General features: G+C 55.0%; 13 protein-coding genes. 5 read left to right on the top strand and 8 right to left on the bottom strand.

What is annotated here, in order from left to right:
• The first annotated feature begins 6 nt into the window (after positions 1 to 6).
• A complete protein-coding gene (locus NHH03_RS07425) occupies positions 7 to 822 on the top strand; it encodes a hypothetical protein (protein ID WP_253155126.1) in 816 nt (271 codons plus the stop codon).
• A 523-nt stretch (positions 823 to 1,345) separates the two neighbouring features.
• Here NHH03_RS07425 and NHH03_RS07420 read toward each other — a convergent pair.
• A complete protein-coding gene (locus NHH03_RS07420; RefSeq protein ID WP_253155125.1) occupies positions 1,346 to 1,711 on the bottom strand; it encodes a DUF4112 domain-containing protein in 366 nt (121 codons plus the stop codon).
• Between the two features lie 427 nt (positions 1,712 to 2,138).
• Between NHH03_RS07420 and NHH03_RS07415 the strand changes: the two genes are divergently transcribed.
• Entirely contained in the window at positions 2,139 to 3,203 is a 1,065-nt protein-coding gene (locus NHH03_RS07415) for a deoxyribonuclease (protein WP_253155124.1), read from the top strand.
• 20 nt (positions 3,204 to 3,223) lie between these two features.
• Here NHH03_RS07415 and NHH03_RS07410 read toward each other — a convergent pair whose 3' ends face one another.
• Positions 3,224 to 4,651: a RecQ family ATP-dependent DNA helicase gene (locus tag NHH03_RS07410; protein WP_253155123.1), complete on the bottom strand. Its 1,428-nt coding sequence runs from the start codon at positions 4,649 to 4,651 to the stop codon at positions 3,224 to 3,226.
• Between the two features lie 15 nt (positions 4,652 to 4,666).
• Positions 4,667 to 5,710, bottom strand: a complete 1,044-nt coding sequence (locus NHH03_RS07405) for a ThiF family adenylyltransferase (protein ID WP_253155122.1) — start codon at positions 5,708 to 5,710, stop codon at positions 4,667 to 4,669.
• Between the two features lie 45 nt (positions 5,711 to 5,755).
• Between NHH03_RS07405 and epmA the strand changes: the two genes are divergently transcribed.
• From epmA to NHH03_RS07390, 3 genes are all read left to right on the top strand, one after another.
• Positions 5,756 to 6,715, top strand: coding sequence for an EF-P lysine aminoacylase EpmA (gene epmA, locus NHH03_RS07400; protein WP_253155121.1), 960 nt, complete (start codon positions 5,756 to 5,758; stop codon positions 6,713 to 6,715).
• 155 nt (positions 6,716 to 6,870) lie between these two features.
• The gene (locus tag NHH03_RS07395) at positions 6,871 to 8,031 is read left to right on the top strand and encodes a transposase (RefSeq protein ID WP_253155120.1); all 1,161 of its coding nucleotides are present in this window, start codon (positions 6,871 to 6,873) and stop codon (positions 8,029 to 8,031) included.
• 391 nt (positions 8,032 to 8,422) lie between these two features.
• Positions 8,423 to 8,959: a hemerythrin domain-containing protein gene (locus tag NHH03_RS07390; protein WP_253155119.1), complete on the top strand. Its 537-nt coding sequence runs from the start codon at positions 8,423 to 8,425 to the stop codon at positions 8,957 to 8,959.
• Positions 8,960 to 8,965: 6 nt separating this feature from the next.
• Here the strand turns inward: NHH03_RS07390 and NHH03_RS07385 are convergent, their stop codons facing one another.
• From NHH03_RS07385 to pilM, 5 genes are all read right to left on the bottom strand, one after another.
• On the bottom strand, positions 8,966 to 9,985 hold the full coding sequence (locus NHH03_RS07385) for a GGDEF domain-containing protein (protein ID WP_253155118.1): 1,020 nt from the start codon (positions 9,983 to 9,985) through the stop codon (positions 8,966 to 8,968).
• A 542-nt stretch (positions 9,986 to 10,527) separates the two neighbouring features.
• The gene (gene hemB / locus NHH03_RS07380) at positions 10,528 to 11,529 is read right to left on the bottom strand and encodes a porphobilinogen synthase (RefSeq protein ID WP_253155117.1); all 1,002 of its coding nucleotides are present in this window, start codon (positions 11,527 to 11,529) and stop codon (positions 10,528 to 10,530) included.
• Positions 11,530 to 11,549: 20 nt separating this feature from the next.
• Positions 11,550 to 13,625 (bottom strand): hypothetical protein, encoded by a 2,076-nt coding sequence (locus tag NHH03_RS07375; protein WP_253155116.1) that lies wholly within the window; start codon positions 13,623 to 13,625, stop codon positions 11,550 to 11,552.
• A 111-nt stretch (positions 13,626 to 13,736) separates the two neighbouring features.
• Positions 13,737 to 15,647, bottom strand: a complete 1,911-nt coding sequence (locus NHH03_RS07370) for a hypothetical protein (RefSeq protein ID WP_253155115.1) — start codon at positions 15,645 to 15,647, stop codon at positions 13,737 to 13,739.
• Positions 15,648 to 15,737: 90 nt separating this feature from the next.
• Positions 15,738 to 17,918 (bottom strand): type IV pilus assembly protein PilM, encoded by a 2,181-nt coding sequence (pilM, locus tag NHH03_RS07365; RefSeq protein ID WP_253155114.1) that lies wholly within the window; start codon positions 17,916 to 17,918, stop codon positions 15,738 to 15,740.
• Positions 17,919 to 18,354 lie beyond the last annotated feature (436 nt).

Genomic DNA, 18,354 nt, shown 5'->3' with positions numbered 1-18,354 from the left:
GATTTCATGTGGCTGCGTCTGATCAAGCGACTCGTGCTGGTCGGTGCACTGCTGTTGGTCTCGTTGGGCGCGACCACATGGTGGGCGATCAATCAATCGCAACATGTTCCCGAGTTTTACGAGCGGGCCATCACCGCTCCGCCGCCGGAGAATGTCGCTGCGTCAAGTGAGCAACTCGAAGCCGAAATGCAGCAATTGCAAACCGATGCGACAACGGTCGGACAATGGCAGGCATCGTTTGCGGCCGAACAAATCAATGCATGGTTGATGGAACAATTGCCGAAGCGATTTCCGCAGCTGAAAACACGTGGTCTGCAAGAACCACGGATTGTGATCGAAGACGGGATTCTAAAGGCTGCCGCACGATTCCAGGACAATCGGTTTGATGCCGTGCTGTCGTGCGAAATCAGTGTCCAACTGACCGACCAGCCGAATCGATTGGCGGTCACGGTCGGCAAAATCCGTGCCGGTGCGCTGCCGCTGCCGCTGTCCCAATTCCAAGACAAGTTGCAACGTTTAACCGCCCCTACCGATTTGAACCTGCAGTGGGAATCTCGCGACGGAGAAACGGTGGCGTTGATCGATGTCCCCGATCAATATCCCGGCCAAGTCGATCAGGCGATTGTGATCGAATCAATCGAGTTGGCGGATCAACAGTTGACCGTGGCCGGCAGTACCGGCGATACCGATTCGTTTGCCTTCCAGCCACAGGGAGCCGTTTATCGGATTGCTGCGGTCGAAGAAAAATCGGATCCTGATTTCCAGTTCCCGATTCTCAACGTCCACAACGAACTCTCCGCAGGGTCGGCCGAGTCCGATTGAATCAGGTGTAGGTCACAAGCGAATTGACGACGTTCCCATTGCGCCTCGCCGAAGAACAGTCTGGCGACAAACAGGTGCGCTGAATCTGTCACGCATTCGTATTGGCCCGTGGCAATTGGTACGACGCAACCGCGCCCCGATCCGATGTCACCTTCAAAATCCAAATACCGTTGCCGATGGTTTGCCAATCGGAGCGCAGGGATTGAGATCATGGGGAGGTCGCCACCAGCGGTGCCAGTTGGATCAGCCCGGGTCAAAAAATCGGTTGGGATTGGGTCGGTTGCCCAGGTCCAAAGCGGGTGCGTTTGGCTGGGCAGCGTTTCATTGGAATTGGACACAACCTCGTCGTTTGACCGGGCGGGGCGATTGGCTGGACGGGGATCGAACAACCAGTCCCAGTGAATCGGTCCGCTGGCGATCGCGTCTGTAGAGCGATCTGCGGTTGTCTGTGCATCAGAACACACCCCAACAGAACGCTGCAATCCGCCGCCGACCGTGTGTTGCAAGATGCAAAAACGCTTTCTCATTGGGAACGCTCTTGTTGCTTTCGCACGTGTTTTTCCAGCAAGATCGCATTGCGTCGATTCGACTTCCAATACACATCGAACAGATCACCGATGACAGGCAACGCTCCGATCGTCAAATCGATCAGCACGTTGGAGGCCATTCGAGCGAGCACGGCGGTGGAGGCCCGTATCCGCACCGCTTCGACGACCAGCCAGACGCTTGCACTTGCCGTCGCAAAATCACCGATGACAGGAATCAAACCGATCAAACTGTCGAGTCCGAAGCGAATTCGCGTCCCTGGGACAGAGAACGAGTCGTCCATCCAACTGGCAAATCGCCGCACTCTGGCCACCCGCCGTTCGATGTCTTTCCATTGGTCCATGCTTCGCCGTTTCGTTCTAGATCCAGCCAAACGCACTCGCGTTGGTCTCACTCGCAATCATACCTCATTCGCATTGCCGACATGCCAACCCCGGACGATTCATCAACCGTTAAACGCTAGCTCACGGTTCCTCGGTACAGACAGTGCACAGCCTCAGCAACCGGACGCAAGCGCGCGCCAGCAGATTGGTACACAACGTTTTCTGACAGGTTCTTGCAACACTTTGCCAACGATGGATTTGTGCCGTTCGATGGCAAACTCATGATTGATCGGGGCCAAGAAAACCAGAACCTCCGATTGCGGTTGGCCGATTGCTATGGCCCCACGTGCCGAGTTTACCTATATCCACAAAGAATCATTCAAAATGTATGCCTGTCGGTGGGAGGCCGAAGTGGGAATTTTTTCAAAGCGTCGCCGAAAGAATTCTGTGTCACGCATCCATTCGGTCACCCGCTGGGTCGGTCCTGGTGCCACGGCTGTCGGGCTGTTGTACGGTGGCTTCATGGTACTCTCTGGTGGTTGGCATTTTTCGGCGCTGGATGACCTTTTGAGTGCTGATCCGGTCGCCAGTGTGATCGGCGAACCCGTGTCATTGACCGGTCGCGAGCAGCGTCCTGAGGGTGTGTTGCGGATTGCCACGTTTAATGTCAGCCAGTTTGCAGACAAAAAGTCATCGACACGCGAGCACGAGACGGGCGTCGATGTGCTGGGGACGATCGCCAAGATTGTGGCTCAGTTCGATTTGGTCGCGGTGCAAGAAATCCAAGGCGTGGACGGTGTTGCGATCCAACGACTGGTGGAACTCTTACGCGCATCGGGACGTCCTTACACGGCGACCATTAGCGATTTGATTGGGGACGATGAACTGCGGGAATCATACGCGTTTGTCTGGGACCCGCAGCGAGTCGATTTTATTCCTGGCAGTTCCTACGTGGTCCAGGACGATGGCGAAAAAATGCATCGAGAACCGATGGTGGCTTCGTTCCAGGCGCGTCTGCCGGCAAACAGCACCCGCCGCCCGTTCCGATTCACTTTGATCAACGCGCACACCTATCCTACGCAAATGGATTCGGAGTCGCCGACCGATGAACTCACTGTTTTGGCAGATGTTTTTCAGAGTGTGCGTCAGTTCGAATACAAGCAACACTTTGAAGACGACTGCATCTTGCTAGGCGATTTAAGTGCCACAACCGAGCAACTGGGCCAATTGCATTTGATTCCAGGCATCGTTTCGGTTGCTGGTGACGTTCCCACGGACATCGCGAGGACGACGACACACGACCACATTCTGATCGACAAAACCGTCACCAGCGAATACACCGGTCAAATGGGTGTGATCGATTTGCAAAAAGACTTTGGGCTGTCCAAGCTGCAGGCCCAGGCGATCAGTGACCACCTGCCGTTGTGGGCAGAATTCGAGGCCTATGAACGACCGTTGCCCAGCCAAGCACAGGCGACCGCCTCTGGGCGGAGAACGCGTCTGATCCAGTAGTGAGCGACTGGCTCAATGCATCAACAGTCCGCAAAATAGCGGTTCAGGAATTCTTTGCGGTCACCGGTCTCGGCTGCCAATTGAACCATGGCATACAAGCGTTGCTGGTCACGACGTTTTTTTTCGGCGAGCTGGTCGTCGTCTTGAAGTCGACTGGGGAGCGGTGTCTGGATGTCAAAACAATCCGGGGGTCGCGGGCCTGCCAGGACACCGTGGCGATCCAGGATTGCAATCGCGGTGGCCAAGCGATGATCGTGCTTGCTGCGTCGCTGAAGCTGTTGGTTCATCCAGTCCAGTCCGTAGGCGCGGCACTGTTCGCCGTGTTCGGACAGTAGCTGGTACAGCCGTGTGTAAAACGCAGCATCCGGGTTAGACCATTCGATGAACTGCATTTGCGTCATCAGGTCTTCCTGGGCGTACAGCCACCAACAACGACTGGGCAATCCGTCGCGACCGGCGCGTCCAATTTCTTGGTAGTACGACTCGATCGATCCTGGCGTTTCGGCGTGAACGACCAGTCGAATGTTTTCTTTGTCGACTCCCATTCCAAAGGCGTTGGTAGCCAGCACCAGATCCGCATCGCCAGACATGAATTCATCCTGGACTCTCCGCCGTGCGCGTCGGGGCAGATCGCCGTGGTAACAAACGTGATCGATGCCTGCGGCCAACAGGTGGTCGCTGAACCGGATCAGTGTCTTGATGAGTGAAAAGTAGACGATTGCACTGCCATCGCCCCAGTTGGCGGTCATCAGGGTTTGCTGTAACTGTTGCAGTTTTTCCTCTTCGTCGTAGACCGGTGAGACTTCCAATTTCAGGTTGGGGCGATCGATGCCTTCGTGAAACAGTTGGATGTCATTGGCAGAGATACCGATTTGACGGTAGATGTCGTTGCGGCACTCCGCGGTCGCTGTTGCAGTCAATGCGATGGTGGTCGGGTGGCCGAGCAGCTCACGGATCTCGGCGACACGGGTGTAATCCGGGCGGAAATCATGGCCCCACTGGCTGACACAATGAGCTTCATCGATCGCGAGCAAACTGACGCGGCGGTTAGCGATTGCGTCACAGAAATCAGATTTTCGAAATCGTTCGGGAGTGACGAACAGGATTTTAAAGTCTCCATCGCTCAAGGCTTCATAGCGTGCCAAGCGAGTTTCACGATCGAGAGACGAATTGATGAATGTCGCATCGATACCGCGTCGCAGTAGCGAGTCGACCTGGTCTTGCATCAGTGCAATCAGCGGCGAAAGCACCAACACAATCGACGGGTCACCGCAGGGCCGCGCGAGGGCGGGAATTTGGTAGCAGAGTGATTTCCCCATTCCCGTCGGCATCACCACCATCGCGTGTTGACCGGACATCACGTGTCGAATGATTGCCGCTTGACTGGGACGAAAGGATTGGTATCCGAAGTAACGGTCGAGCAGTTGTTCCGCAGTGAGATCGTTCATTGGGCCAAGGATCCTTCAGTTGCCGACAAAACGGTCGACCAACGAACGGGCTTTGGCAACATCATCGGTGCCTTGGACAACGGCGCGGCCATCTCGAAACAGTGTCAATTGCGTGGTCGCATCGATTTGCAAGCGGACAAAAAAGCGTGTCACCGTGACTGGGCCGATCGATTGCCAGCGTTGGCTGATGTTCTGCAGGTCGATCTGAGTGTTGGTTTGCGCGGGGCTGATTTGGACTGCGTCGCGTCCACAGAGTGTACCGTCGGAAGTTGCCAATCGGTTTCCATGTAGGAATTCGAACTGCCGCCTGACACAAGCGACGCAGTTGGGCGATGACGATGCATCCAGATTCACTTGGCGAATACGGTTGTTCCAAAAATCGATCGAGAGGACCGCTTGGGAAACCACGTTGCGATTGCCGGACAACCACTTTAGCGATTCGGTGACTTGAAGGCTGGCGATGGCGTGAGTCGCTGAACCGATCACTCCCGCGGTATCACAGGTCTCGACAACGCCGGCGGGCGGTAGGTCAGCGACTAGGCAACGGAAGCAGGGACGATCTGCACCGTCAAACAGTCGCACCTGCCCACTGGCGCCGACGCAGCCCCCGTGGACCCAGGGCGTTGCGGTGGTCAGCGCCCAGTCGTTTAGCAGGAACCGTACGCCGAAATTGTCCGTGGCGTCGATCACCAGATCACAGCCATGCAGCACCAATTCGATGTTGCCTGCGTTGACATCAACGACATCAGGGTTCAAGTCGATTTCTGGATTGATTTGTGCTAGGCGTCGACAAGCGGCCTCGGCTTTGCTGTCACCACGTCGCGCGTTCTCACTGTCGAACAGAGACTGGCGTTGCAGATTGGTCCACTCGACAACATCACGGTCAATGATTCGAATTTGCCCGACGCCGGCGCGACACAGTAGTTCTGCGGCGACGGTTCCCAAAGCACCGCAGCCGAGGATGGCAACGTTTGCCGCTTCGATGCGTTGTTGGCCAGTGGCGCCGATCGGGGCGAACTGGCGTTGACGTGCGTAGCGATCTAGAGCGGACGTGGTCACGAAATTCTTTTGAAAAGGGATTGTGTTAGTGGATCAGAGGGTGTCATGGCCAATTTAAATCATCTTGTCGAGCGTGCCGACCTGTTGCGTTTGATGCGACGTTACTTTGACGAACGGGGGTTCATCGAAGTCCAACCTCCCTGTTTGTCACAGGACTGTGTGGTGGATGCCTATTTGGATCCGATTCGGGTGGCGACCAGCGAACTGGGAATTGCCGACCCCGGCTTTCCACCGCAGTTTTACTTGCAGACATCACCCGAATCGGCGATGAAACGGATGTTGGTCGACGGAGCCCCTTCGATCTATAGCATTGGTCCGGTGTTTCGCAAAGGCGAAGCGGGGCATTGGCACAATCCCGAATTCACGATGTTGGAATGGTATGAAGTCGGCGGCGATGTAGATTCGGCGATTGAGTTGCTAGGAAATTTGGTTTCGCAGGCACTTTGCACTGACGGATTTGACCGCGTCAGCTACCGCCAAGCATTTCGACGCAGTGTGGGATTTGATCCGATCGATGTGACGACATCGGCGCTTCACGCCCATGTCCAGCGATTGGATACCTCGATAGCTGAAACGATTGGCAGCGATCACGACGCGTTACTGGACGTGGTTTTGTCCGCCGAAGTTGCTCCGACTCTGGGTCTGAATCGAGCAGAAATCATGACCGATTATCCGTTGGGACAAGCGGCCTTGGCGAAACGATCTGCAACTGATCCGCAATGTGCGGCACGATTTGAACTGTTCGTTCGCGGTGTGGAGATTGCGAACGGATACGACGAACTGCTCGATGCGGAGGAACTTTTGGAACGGAGTGTTTGCAACAACCAGAAACGGGTCCAGGTCGGGTTAGAGGCATTAGAACCAGAAACGAGCTTGGTTCGGGCGATGCGGCGTGGGTTGCCTGCGTGTAGCGGCGTTGCGTTAGGGGTCGATCGATTGCTGATGCAACAACAAAGCGCACCTCAAATCGGCGACGTGATTGCCTTCCCAATCCACGACGCCTAACAATTCCCTAATTGGTGCCAGCCATCTTTAGCCTATCTCTAATTGGTGCCAGCCATCAGATCACCATTCCTCCATGGTGCCAGCCACCAAAATAGTTGACGGCTGGATGCCGGGTGGTACGATAGGGGCTCTATTGACCCCTTGGGAGAAATGCGATGGGACGTGCGTTGCGGGCGGAGCAGTTTTCGGCGGGTGAAATATCAATCGTGCACACGGTTCAGCGATGTGTCCGACGAGCCTTTCTGGCTGGCGTCGATCCCCAAACGGGGACCGATTACGGTTATCGCCGCGAATGGATCCGCAAGCGTCTGGAGGCTCTGGCATCGGTCTTTGGGATCGATGTTCTCTCGTATGCCATTCTGTCGAATCATCTGCATCTGATCCTCCGCAATCGGCCTGACGTGGTCAGCAGCTGGAGCGACGAAGAAGTCGCGATCCGGTGGCTTCGAGTCTTTCCTGGCCGCAGGCTAGATGAACATCTCGCCGAACCCACCGAGAATGACGTCCAGACGCTGGCACGAGACTCCGAGAGACTCGGCGAAATCAAACAGCGTCTGTCGGATCTATCGTGGTTCATGCGTGCCTTGAGCGAACCGATTGCACGGATGGCCAACAAGCAAGACGAGTGTACCGGACACTTCTGGGAAGGTCGTTTCAAAGCACAGCCAATCACTGACGAGGCTGGCCTTTTGGCTTGTGCCATGTATGTGGACCTCAATCCGGTGCGGGCTGCATTGGCCGAAACGCCAGAACAGTCTTTGCACACATCTGCCTACGACCGCATTAAAGGCGAAAGCGGTCAACTGATTGATTCGGCAGCGTTTGATTTGGTGCCCGTCCCCACTGGTGAGGCCGGAAAACAGATCCGCGATACTCCAGTTGACGAACTACAAGAAAAACGCAAACAGAAACGCCGCAACCCAACCGGCAAGCGGATCCGCCGCGACGCCTGGCTCGCACCGCTCACTCTCGGCGAACAATTAGCAGACGACCCCCAGTCCAGTAGCGGCGGTGTGCGAGCCAGCGACAAAGGATTTCTGAGTCTGAATCTGAACGATTACTTGACCCTGCTGAACTGGACAGCCGAGCAGAAAGCGGAAGGATCGGGACACAACGTTCCGCAGCGACTGCAAGCGATACTGACGCGCCTAGGCATCGATTTGTCGATGTGGCGTGACTTGGTATGGAACTTCAAACGTTACTTCGGCAAAAGCTGCTGCGCCGGATCGCCCAACGGGATGGCATCCTTTGCCAAATCCACCGGCCGCCGCTGGGCCAAAGGACACCGCACTGTGAGCGAGTGCTTTGTGACTTAGCCTCACACAACGTTTGTAGAGTCGAATGCTCAGTCGGTCGACACGGAGGCGTTTCCCTGTTCGTTGCTGCGCAGAGTCCACGCCCGGAGGCCGAAAATCGAGCCACCCAGCCGTCTTTCAGTGGATCGCCCCCAACCGGCAGCAAGCCAGATCCACTTCAGCCACAATCGGTGTGCCGGTCGCAATCATTGGCGGTGGCTGGCACCAAAGGTTAAATAGTGGTGGCTGGCACCACATGATGTGGTGGGGGCGGGAAGTTTGGCCAATCGCGATGATCGGAGGCGGACAGGGCGTACAAATTACCAAGGTCGCTGAAAAACAACCCAAAATTCGACGCCGACACGGTTCGCTGGGTACAATGTAGAACGCCTCTTACACAAGGATAACGCTGATGTCTGATACACTCGTGCCGAGTACTTCGCGGCCCGTCGGGGCAATTCCTGGGGAATCTTTTTTGAATAAGCCAGCGGTTGGCAGTCTGGCCGTGAACGCGGCATTCCTGAAAGAGATCAAAGACGACAATCGCCACCTAAAGTCGCTGTGGGATCGTATGCTCCCCCAGTTGTCACACCAGGAAACGGCGAAAAATCATTGGTCCGAACTGATCGCTGATGTGGCCGAACTACGGGACCAACTGGCAATTCACTTTTCTCTAGAAGAGGCGTATGGCTATTTTGATGATGCTTTGGATATTGAGCCGCAGATTAGTTTGACCGCCGAATCACTGAAGTCGCAGCATCCAAGATTGTTTGCCGAAATCCGTGATCTTGCCGACCAAATGATGGAACTCAATGGCGAGCGAGTCGAACACATCCAAAAATGGCTGCGGAAATTTGATCGTTTCCGAAAGCATTTCGAACAGCACGAGGAAGACGAATTGAAATTAATTCTTCACTCATTCGACGACGACCTGGGCGTCTGCGATTAAACGCCCTTACGGGGACGTTCCACAAACTCGATTCCGACCGCTTCGTTTGGCCTCGTATAAGTTTCGGTCGGCACGTTGGATCAGTTGCGTTCCCGTTTCGCCCTTGGTGAGCTCCAAGCAAGCAACGCCGAAACTGGCTGTAACCTCGAGTGGGCCAGAGGCAGTTTCAAATGGCAGGTCGCAAACCGCATGGCGACATCGCTGGGCGACGTCGATCGCATCATCCGCCGTCGTCGCCGATAACAGCAAACTGAATTCTTCGCCGCCATAGCGTGCCAACAGGTCGTCCTCGCGGCAGGTGGCGCCGAGTCGTCGCCCAAATTCACGCAGCACTTCGTCGCCGACCAAATGTCCATACGAGTCATTAACGGATTTGAAGTGGTCGATATCGACCATGATTACGCTGAGCGGTTGTTGCTGTCTGACCGCTGTCGCGATAGATCGATCGAGCGTTTCGACCAAGTAACGCTTGTTCATCGTGCCGGTCAGTGCGTCACGTGTCAAAGCCGAGTAAACCGTTTCGTGATATTGTGACTCGACACTTCCTGCAGAGAGGAATTTGAAGAGAAAACTTCCCAACCGAATGGTGTCCCCCGAACGCAGCGTTGCTTTCTTGACCGCTTGCCCCGCGATAAAGGTTCCGTTGGTACTGTCAAGATCTTCGATCTCAAATCCGTTGTCGCTGCGAGTGATCAATGCATGGCGCCGTGAAACGCTGTGGTCCGGTAAGATCAGATCCGCATCGCCGTCACGACCGATCAATAGTCTTTCCGATTCGATCAGTAGCATCCCGTCGACAACGTCTGCCGGATAGATCTGTACGAGACAAGATTGATCATTGCGATGACCGAACGATTGGTCCGGTGGACGCTGCATTGTCAAGTTGGGTTCAATTTGAACCGAATCGTCGTCGGACACCGGCGTTACCGATAACGGTAAAACGTTGTTATCCTTCTTCGGCTTGGGAGTCGCACGCATCTTCAATTCAATCGATTGGCTGGGAACGGTTTTGGTTGTTCGTCGCAATGGTGCCTCCGCTGAATCGTCTGATAGAGCGAGGGTTCACTATCCTGTCGTCAAGGTCCGGAATTCCTACCGGACCGGAATTGAAACAAAGCATCAGCCCTGCATCGTCCATTAGATACAAAATTAAATGTCGGTTTCAGTCATTCGTTCGCTATTCTCCAAATTCCGATTCGAACGCACATCGAATTCACTTCGCAAGTCAAATTGACTGATTCAATTATTCGTGATGTCAGTTTGATGACGGTTGCACGCAGCGAGCGAGATTCACCTTTCTCGAACCACCGACCGCGGTCGATCTAACTGCGTTTTTGAATGCCTTTTTGACACAGCATGCTTGCTTCGCCCGGTTCGACAAGGGTAGTGCGCAATCGCCACAATATCGTGCAATTCCAGACCGTTATTTGACGATAACGCCCGTCTCCCCCAGCTTCTGTGATGCCGAAAGAATGATCTAGTTCTCTTTGCAAAACGAGAACACCAGTTGGTGGGGATAGGTCGCACACAGCATAGGCGAAACCGAGATCAAACGTTCGCGCGGCGGATCAGGCCAGCCACTGAGCAGCTTCGGGTGCAAAGTAGGTCAACACACCGTCTGCTCCGGCGCGTTTGAATCCCATCAAGCTTTCCAAGACCACGTCGCGTCGATCTAGCCACCCCAATTGCCCTGCGGCGGACAGCATCGCGTATTCGCCACTGACCTGGTAAACAAAGGTCGGGACACCAAAGACCTGTTTGACTTTGGACACAATGTCTAAATAGGGCATGCCCGGTTTGACCATCACCGAATCGGCGCCTTCGGCCAAATCAATTGCGACCTCGTGCAATGCTTCGTCGGTTTGTTCGGGTGACTGTTGGTAGGTCTTCTTGCTAGCGCCTCCTAAATTCCCTTTGGATCCGACGGCGTCCCGAAACGGCCCGTAAAAAGCACTGGCGTACTTTGCCGCGTACGACATGATTTGGACGTTGACGTGCCCTGCGGATTCCAGTGCATCCCTGATGGATCCGATGCGTCCATCCATCATATCGCTCGGGGCGATCACATCGCATCCCGCATCAGCCTGAATGACCGCTTGGCGGCACAGGATTGCTACCGTTTCGTCGTTGACGACATCACCATCGCGAACGATTCCGTCATGTCCATGTGAACTATACGGATCGAGTGCAACGTCACAGATGACCCCCAGTGAATCGCCGACCGCCGATTTGATCCGACGCACGGTTTGGCAAACCAGATTGTTGGGGTTCACCGCTTCTGCGCCAGTGTCGGTTTTGAGATCCGCTGGCGTCACGGGGAAAATCGCGATCGCGGGAATCCCCAAATCACAAGCTCTTTTTGCAGCATCTACAATTCGGTCGATACCTAAACGATCAACGCCGGGTAGCGAGTCGATCGGTTGGAGGCCCGATTGTGGATGCACAAAAATCGGCCAAATCAGATCACTCGGCTGGAGTGTCGATTCGGCAACCAGTCGTCGGGACCATTCAAATCGACGCTGGCGGCGCGGTCGGGTCCGAGGAAAGGGACCGCGTTGAAATTCAAACATAGTTAACCCGAGCGACTGGTCTACAGCCCACGTTCTTCGGCGAAAGACTTGATCCGGAACTGTCGCTGTTCATCGACGGAGCCGTGCACGCTGAGGCTTCCATCGCTATTCATAATCAAGAACATGCCGGGCTCGGTGATGGTTTCGTCGTCGGTGATCGCCATCGGCAGACCGCCCTCGATATCGACCACCGTCGCAGACGAATCGATCTTGGCGTTTTCAAGTTTTTTCACCTCCAACGTGATCGGATCCACGACTTCTGCGACCTCAACTTTCTTGCTCAGCACCGTGCCTTCGGTCGCTTGCATCATGGCCGGCACAAAAACACCCAGGCTGGGGTCAAAGCTGGACGTGACGACTTCCGCGACAGGCGGTTCGGATTCAATGACCAATTCGCGTGAACCGATTCTAGTTCGTCTCGCTTTTTCCGATTTGACGTCGCCGACAAACACGCGGTCAAGTTCGGGCAAGGAGACGGGCTGACTGACTTCACTCCACTCACTCCAGCGGCGAAAGTCACGGACCTTGTTCTGAGCCGCATCAGCAGCCAGTGACACATAGCGTGTGTAGGCCTCTGGCGCTAGCGCGCTGCCTTTGGGTTGCAGCTCCGGTTTTTCGGGAAAGTTAGGATCGTTGACCGCAAAGCGGACTCGGTAAACGTACTTGCGATTGCGCTTTGGCGCCTCTGGATCTTGGCTTTTGGCGACTGGGATAAATGCAAAGTCATAGAAACGCAGCAATTTGTGGTCGACGGGATTTTCTTCCGCGGGCTTACCGACCATCTTCGGGCCGCCTCCCCCGCCGCCGTACATCGTGTCCATCTCCATTTCCATGCCGCCGTCGTACATCATGTCCATTTCCATTTCCATGCCGCCGCCGTAGGAGCGGGACTGGCTGCCGCCACGATCGAGCTCGAACTTTGTCGGGTCGAAGACCTCTGATTCTTTATTTTGAGCAGCTTCTTTGAGCTGTTGCTCTTGTTGCAATTCACGCTGGGTTTTCAGCGGGATCAGTGGATTGGTGGCAATGTCAGTGTAGGGATCAAGCAGCACTGGAGGAATCCACATGGTCACCCCAGGGATCCAGTAGTCGGGCGGTACCACTTCGGGAGCAAATCCAGACCAGTATCGGGCCGCGTTGACCAGTGTTGAGTAGCGGGCGGCACCATCAATGCGAAACAGGTTGGTGTCTCGACGAATCCAATCTTTTTCGGTCAGTTGATCGATGGCTTTACTCGTGACATCAGCACGCTGGACTTCATAGGCAATGTATTCAGGAAAGTCGCGCAGTCGAGGATCGTAAGCCGTGGCGTAGGAAAGCGCTTTCTGGTACGAGGCAACCAGTTCCTTGTGTGGAATAGCAGCCGAACCGGCGATGAACCAACCGGCGCCCGGAATCGGAAGCTCTTCGGCACCGTTGGCGACCGAGTGAGTCGGAGCCGCTTTGGTACCCAGATTTTTGTCGGCTGCGAGCTTTCGAACGGGGCCAGAAGCTGAATTGGCGTTGTCGCCATAGGACTGCATGTCCATTTCCATCTGCATCTGCATTTCCATTTCATAGTCGCCCCCGCCCTGCTCCTCCATCATCATCATCGCGGCGCGATTGTTGCGGCGGCGCGATTCTCGTTTCGGTTTTTGTTCAACCACTTCGACCGGATCTGCCCCTTCTAATTCTGTCAGTGCGTAGACTCCATCGGTCGAGCGATAGGCCAATGACGCCAGTACACCTTGGACCTGCAGCCCCACTGGTTTTAACAAATCCGGATCCTGACGACGTTCTTCATCGGACGAAACGATGGCAACGTCCCAGACGTCCGGAGTGTATGGTTCAGGATTGACCTTGTGCCGAAACTCTTTCTGTTTCTGGGCGATGTCAAACGTCGTTCGCTCAGAGATAATTTCTTCGCTGTGGTCCTCGTCCACCTGGCGCCGCACTTCCGTTGCGGTGGTCGCCAAATTTTGCGGATCGCGTTTCTCGGTAATGACCGGTTTCCCCAGGCCCGAGTAGACCAGGAATCCGGCCAGCAACACCACGAGCCCAACGATCAGTTTCTCGAAGTTGTAAACGATGAAAGTTTTGATCTTGTCGGAGTCCATCGTGATATCCCCTTACGGGCGGGAAGAAGTGTTGAGTGTACGCGTGTGAGGTCAAATGTCCGAGACCGTGATCTCGGGCAAACAAATTTGCGCCAAACCGAATGGCTGCATTTAATTGGTAATGGGAGTCGTCATCGCAGTCGGTGGTACTGCCGCGGGGGGTGTTGCCGGTGGTGCAGCATCGGCCGCTCCTGAATCAGCCGCTGGCGTGCCCGGTGCCGTGGGAGCCGGTGCCGTGGGAGCTGGTGCGGTGGGAGCCGGTGCCGCAGGGTCATCGGCGGGTGTTCCCGGTCCCGGCGTGGCCGGTCCAGGTGCAACCGGTGCCGTGGTGTCAGGCACTGGCGCCGCCGCATCGGGTGTCGTACCCGCATCTGGCGTGGGCATCTCGGGTGTTGTGACCGCTGGACCGGTGGTATTTGCCGGAGGCGTCACAGCAGGCGTGGTATCGGCAGGCACGGCTGGCCCTGGCAGGGCGTCAATGACTTCGGCCGATTGATCGATGGAAACGTCCGTCGTGACTTTCTCAATCCCCAGCGACTCTTCACTGGGCGGATTGTAAAAGTAAATCAATCCATAGATCTCCACATCCATGTCCAGCGGGTAAGGCTCGTCACTGGTTGCACTGCGGCCGCCGCCGCCCATTCCCGGCCCCATGCTTCCCATTCCGCCCATTCCTCCCATCATTTCGTCTTCCATCCCACCACTCATCATCATTTCATCGTATCCACCACCGCCACCGGATGACGTCGAGCCGCCTTTGGGAACGATACGGACTTGGTGAACATCAACCATTAGCGGCGCACTGCCACAAGCGGCCAGTAGCGTTGGAACGCTGCGCTGGTCCATTTGCAGTTGCAACATGATCGGCACTCGTTTGGCGACCGCGATCGCGACTTGGCTGGGGTCGTTGCTGGTGAATGCGGCGCGTAGTGACGAGGCAGCAATCGGTTCAAAGGCAGTGTTGACGTAGCGGTTATCACCGGGATCAGTGCCGATGGCGTCCTCGAGTCCCATGCCTCCCATACTGTCCATTTGGTCGTAACTGGAATCCATTCCCTCCATCATCATGTCTTCGTAGCCGCCGTCCATCATCCCGCCAAACCCGCCTTTGGCTCGAACGCCCGGGTCGGAGATTGTGCCTGAATCAAAGGTCACGCTCTTACCGATGGCTAGCTTTTTGATTTCATGGATTTTGGCTTCAAACGATTGCTTGGCATCACCGTTGACAGTGGCCACAATTTGCAGCAATTGGCGCAGGATCCAGAGGTTTTCTTGTGAGTAATAAACGTCCAATTCCGACGGATAATCTTTGGTACCGCGCCAGGGGAACAAGTCTTTCATGACCGCTTCCTGACTGGTCATGCTCCAGCGAACAACGGGTTCATCACTGGCACCGGTGATGTCCACGGTGGGACGCCGTGTGCGTCCATAGTTCATCATCGAGTCTTCCATGCTCATCGCCCCGCCACCGCGTTTGGTGTACTTTGCGGTCCATTTGGCTTGCGCGATCGCGGCGTAATCTGGCAGGACTTGGTCGATGTATTGTTCGTAACGACGCAACAGGAACGGTGGCACGGCATCGTCTGTTTCCGTCGGTGGGAACAACTCGTATTTTTCAAACGGCAGTTTCAGTTTGGTCTTATCGACGATGCCGGTTTCCGGATCCTTGGCATACTTGAATTCGTTTAGAAAGCTGTCTTGCATGACTTCGGGCCATGTCAAAATGCCGCGCTGAGCATCGAACACGGACTGCCATGCGGTGAGCACCTCTTGCTTTTGAGCATCGATCTTGACTTGCATCTTTTCATGCGAGATTTCATTCGGCTGCGTCGGCAACTCGTTGCGGAATTGAGAAACCTTGCTGAAGTCGCCTTCGATCTTGCTGATCTGCCGCGTCGTCTGCTGGTCCAGGTCACTCGTCGTCAAATACCAAATCGCGAGCGCACCGATCAGGATGACGGCGCTGCCGATCCAGAATCCATATTTGATTGCGACGGCCAGGTACTGTTTGACTTGGTCCATGATGTGTGTTTCGGTTGAGTGAACGAGTGGGACAGACGCTGCGTTTCCGCGATTTCGGTGAAACCGGATGCGGATTGCGGGGGTTGAATGTTAGGGGTTGGTGGCGACGGAGTTATCCATTTCCTCGTCGCCCGGTTCTTGACCGTCTTGTTGCATGGCTTTTTCTTCTTCGGCTTTCAACCGCCGCGCTTCCATCCGCTCGGAGTGGTTGGTTTGGTTCCAAACAAATTGGAACACAAAATCCATCCGCCGTGGTTTGAAATACTGGGGTTCTTCGCCTTCGACGGGTTCCGTTGCGACAACGGCCACACCGGTCGTGGTTGCCGGGGGTTCGTAATCGGGGTTCGGAATCGAGTCGGTGATGACGTTTTCGATGTTCAGCAGCAACGGATAAGTGATACCGATTTCCTTCGGCGTGTACTTGATGGTGTTGGCCGGATCTTTGGGATCAGGCAGCTCGATGATGCGGTTTTGGACATCGGGCGGCAGCAGGGAGGGATCACGAAAGGCCGTCGTCAGGTAGCGGCGGATGTGGTTGTTGCCATCGAGTCCGACGCGTTCCGGATTGTTGTAGTAGTGATAGCCTTGCAGTTCGATCACCCAGGCTTCGCCGGTCGGTCCGGTGTCTTCGACCGCTACCTCGCCATCGGCAGCCTTCTGGACGTCCATCAAACGCAACCAGTCAGCGTTTTCCTCTTTGAAACGCGACTTGCGTTTTTCGTACCACGGGGCGATGTCGTCAAAGTGTTTGGTTTCGAAAGAAGTGATATGAAAATCGATTCGATCTTCGTATGGCACCTCTTTGGCCGTTGGCATCTTCCCAGGCTCGACGCCTTCGTACTTGCCATGGGGGATGATCTGGTTGACGCCACGAATCAATTCCATCCACGCCAAGCGGTCTTCGGCGTCACCGGCGATCTCTTGTCCGACCGCGTTCAAGTAGGTCAGTTTCTTGTCTAGTTCGGTGTCCTGATTGCGATGGTCGGTGGCATACGATTCCATGCTAACGACTTCTGCGTTGGCAGCCTTCCATATGTCATCGTGACTTTTGTTCCAGCTGTTTTGTGCAAAGTAAAAATTAGCGGACAGGCCGAACATCAACGCCGCCAAACCGGCAACCGTCCAGGGCTTTTTGGCCCGGATCATCCGCTGCGTGATGATTTCTTGGGGGACCAAACTGGTGTGGATCTGGCCAACGCCCAGCCCCTGTAGACACAGACCGTAACAGACGGCAAAGGTCGTCGCGTTGTCACGGAAGGTCGGGATCGACAGCACATCATCGCCACTGAGCCGATTGAAACGGTCAAGCGTGTGGACTTCAAAACCCAGGTTTTTACCAAGGTAGGCGGCCAACCCAGGCATTTTGACCGTGTTTCCGGTGATCAACAGTTCGTTGATTTCCGCTTTGCGATCGATGCTGCGAAAGAACCCGATGGAACGTTGGACTTCGGTGACCAGATCGTTGAACACCGGACGCATGGTCTGGAAGATCAATTTCGGATCCACCGCCTCGCGGGCATTGCGTTTGATGTGTTCGGCTTTGGCGAACGTCATCTTCAAGTCTTTGGTCAGCTGGCGGGTGAAGTGATTCCCGCCGATCGGCATACTCCGCTGCCAAATCCGAAAGCCGTTGGTCACCAACAGGTCCGAACTGTCGGTACCGATCGACAGCACGACACTCGACGGCGGCGGGTCATCGGCGTTGAAGATTTCACCTTCCAGCCGTTCGCTCATCCGGTCATAGGCGACCATGTTGTAAAGTGCGATCGGCGCCAGTTGCACCACGTCGACTTCTAAGTTGCCTTCATCAAAGGGTGCTAATTGGCGATTGGCTTGGTCGCGTTTCATGGCGAACAAACCGACTTCGCTGTCCAGTGCGTAGCCGTCTTCGACTAGGCTGCCGGGCATCATCTGATAATCCCAAACCACATCCGACAGTTCGAACGGGATTTGTTGCCGCGCTTCATAACGCACCAAGTCGGCAATCTTTTTGACTTCGACCGGCGGTGGTTTGAAAAACTTGGACAGACCACTTTGGCCGGGCACACTGATACAAATTTTGTCCGTCATGCCCTCGTTGCGTTCGAGCAACTGAAGGATCGCCTCGGCAATCAGTTCCTCGGGCACCGCTTCGGGCTGGCTCAGGATCTTGGGATATTCGATGAAGTCGAACGCTTCGGCGACCACTTCATCATCGACCAATTTGCAACGCAGCGCTTTGAGCGCGGATTGCCCAATTTCGATTCCCCAAACGGAAGAGCTTTTGGCCATAGTAAAACGCTAAGGAAAGTTAACGGGACAGGATCGGCGAAGTGGAAAAATTAGAGCGCAGCGCAATCAAGTTTGCTTGTCTACAATTGAATTGTGGCAGATTTCTAAGCCAAATTGAGGATCTTCGGCAAAAAAGTCGCTCGGATGTGTTCACGCACAGTACTCGCCGCATGGTTTCGTATCCACGATTGGTCACGATTGATGCAACATTTAGAGTGTGGGAGTTGATCCGAATGTACTGGTTGACACAAATTTTCGATCGCTGCAGCCCAGCGAACAAACGCCCCGGGGGTTTCAAATTCGTATCAATCAACGACATTCTGTCCGCGTTGGCGGAAATGGATCGACAAACAAGATGAGAAGAATGATTTTGGAAAAGGAGGCGTATTGCCGTAAGTCAGGCAATTCGTCGGCCGTCATTCTGACCAGTGGCGTA

The sequence above is a fragment of the Stieleria tagensis genome (assembly GCF_024129865.1).
Taxonomy (GTDB): Bacteria; Planctomycetota; Planctomycetia; order Pirellulales; family Pirellulaceae; genus Stieleria; species Stieleria tagensis.
This window is presented reverse-complemented; position numbering and strand designations above follow the sequence as displayed.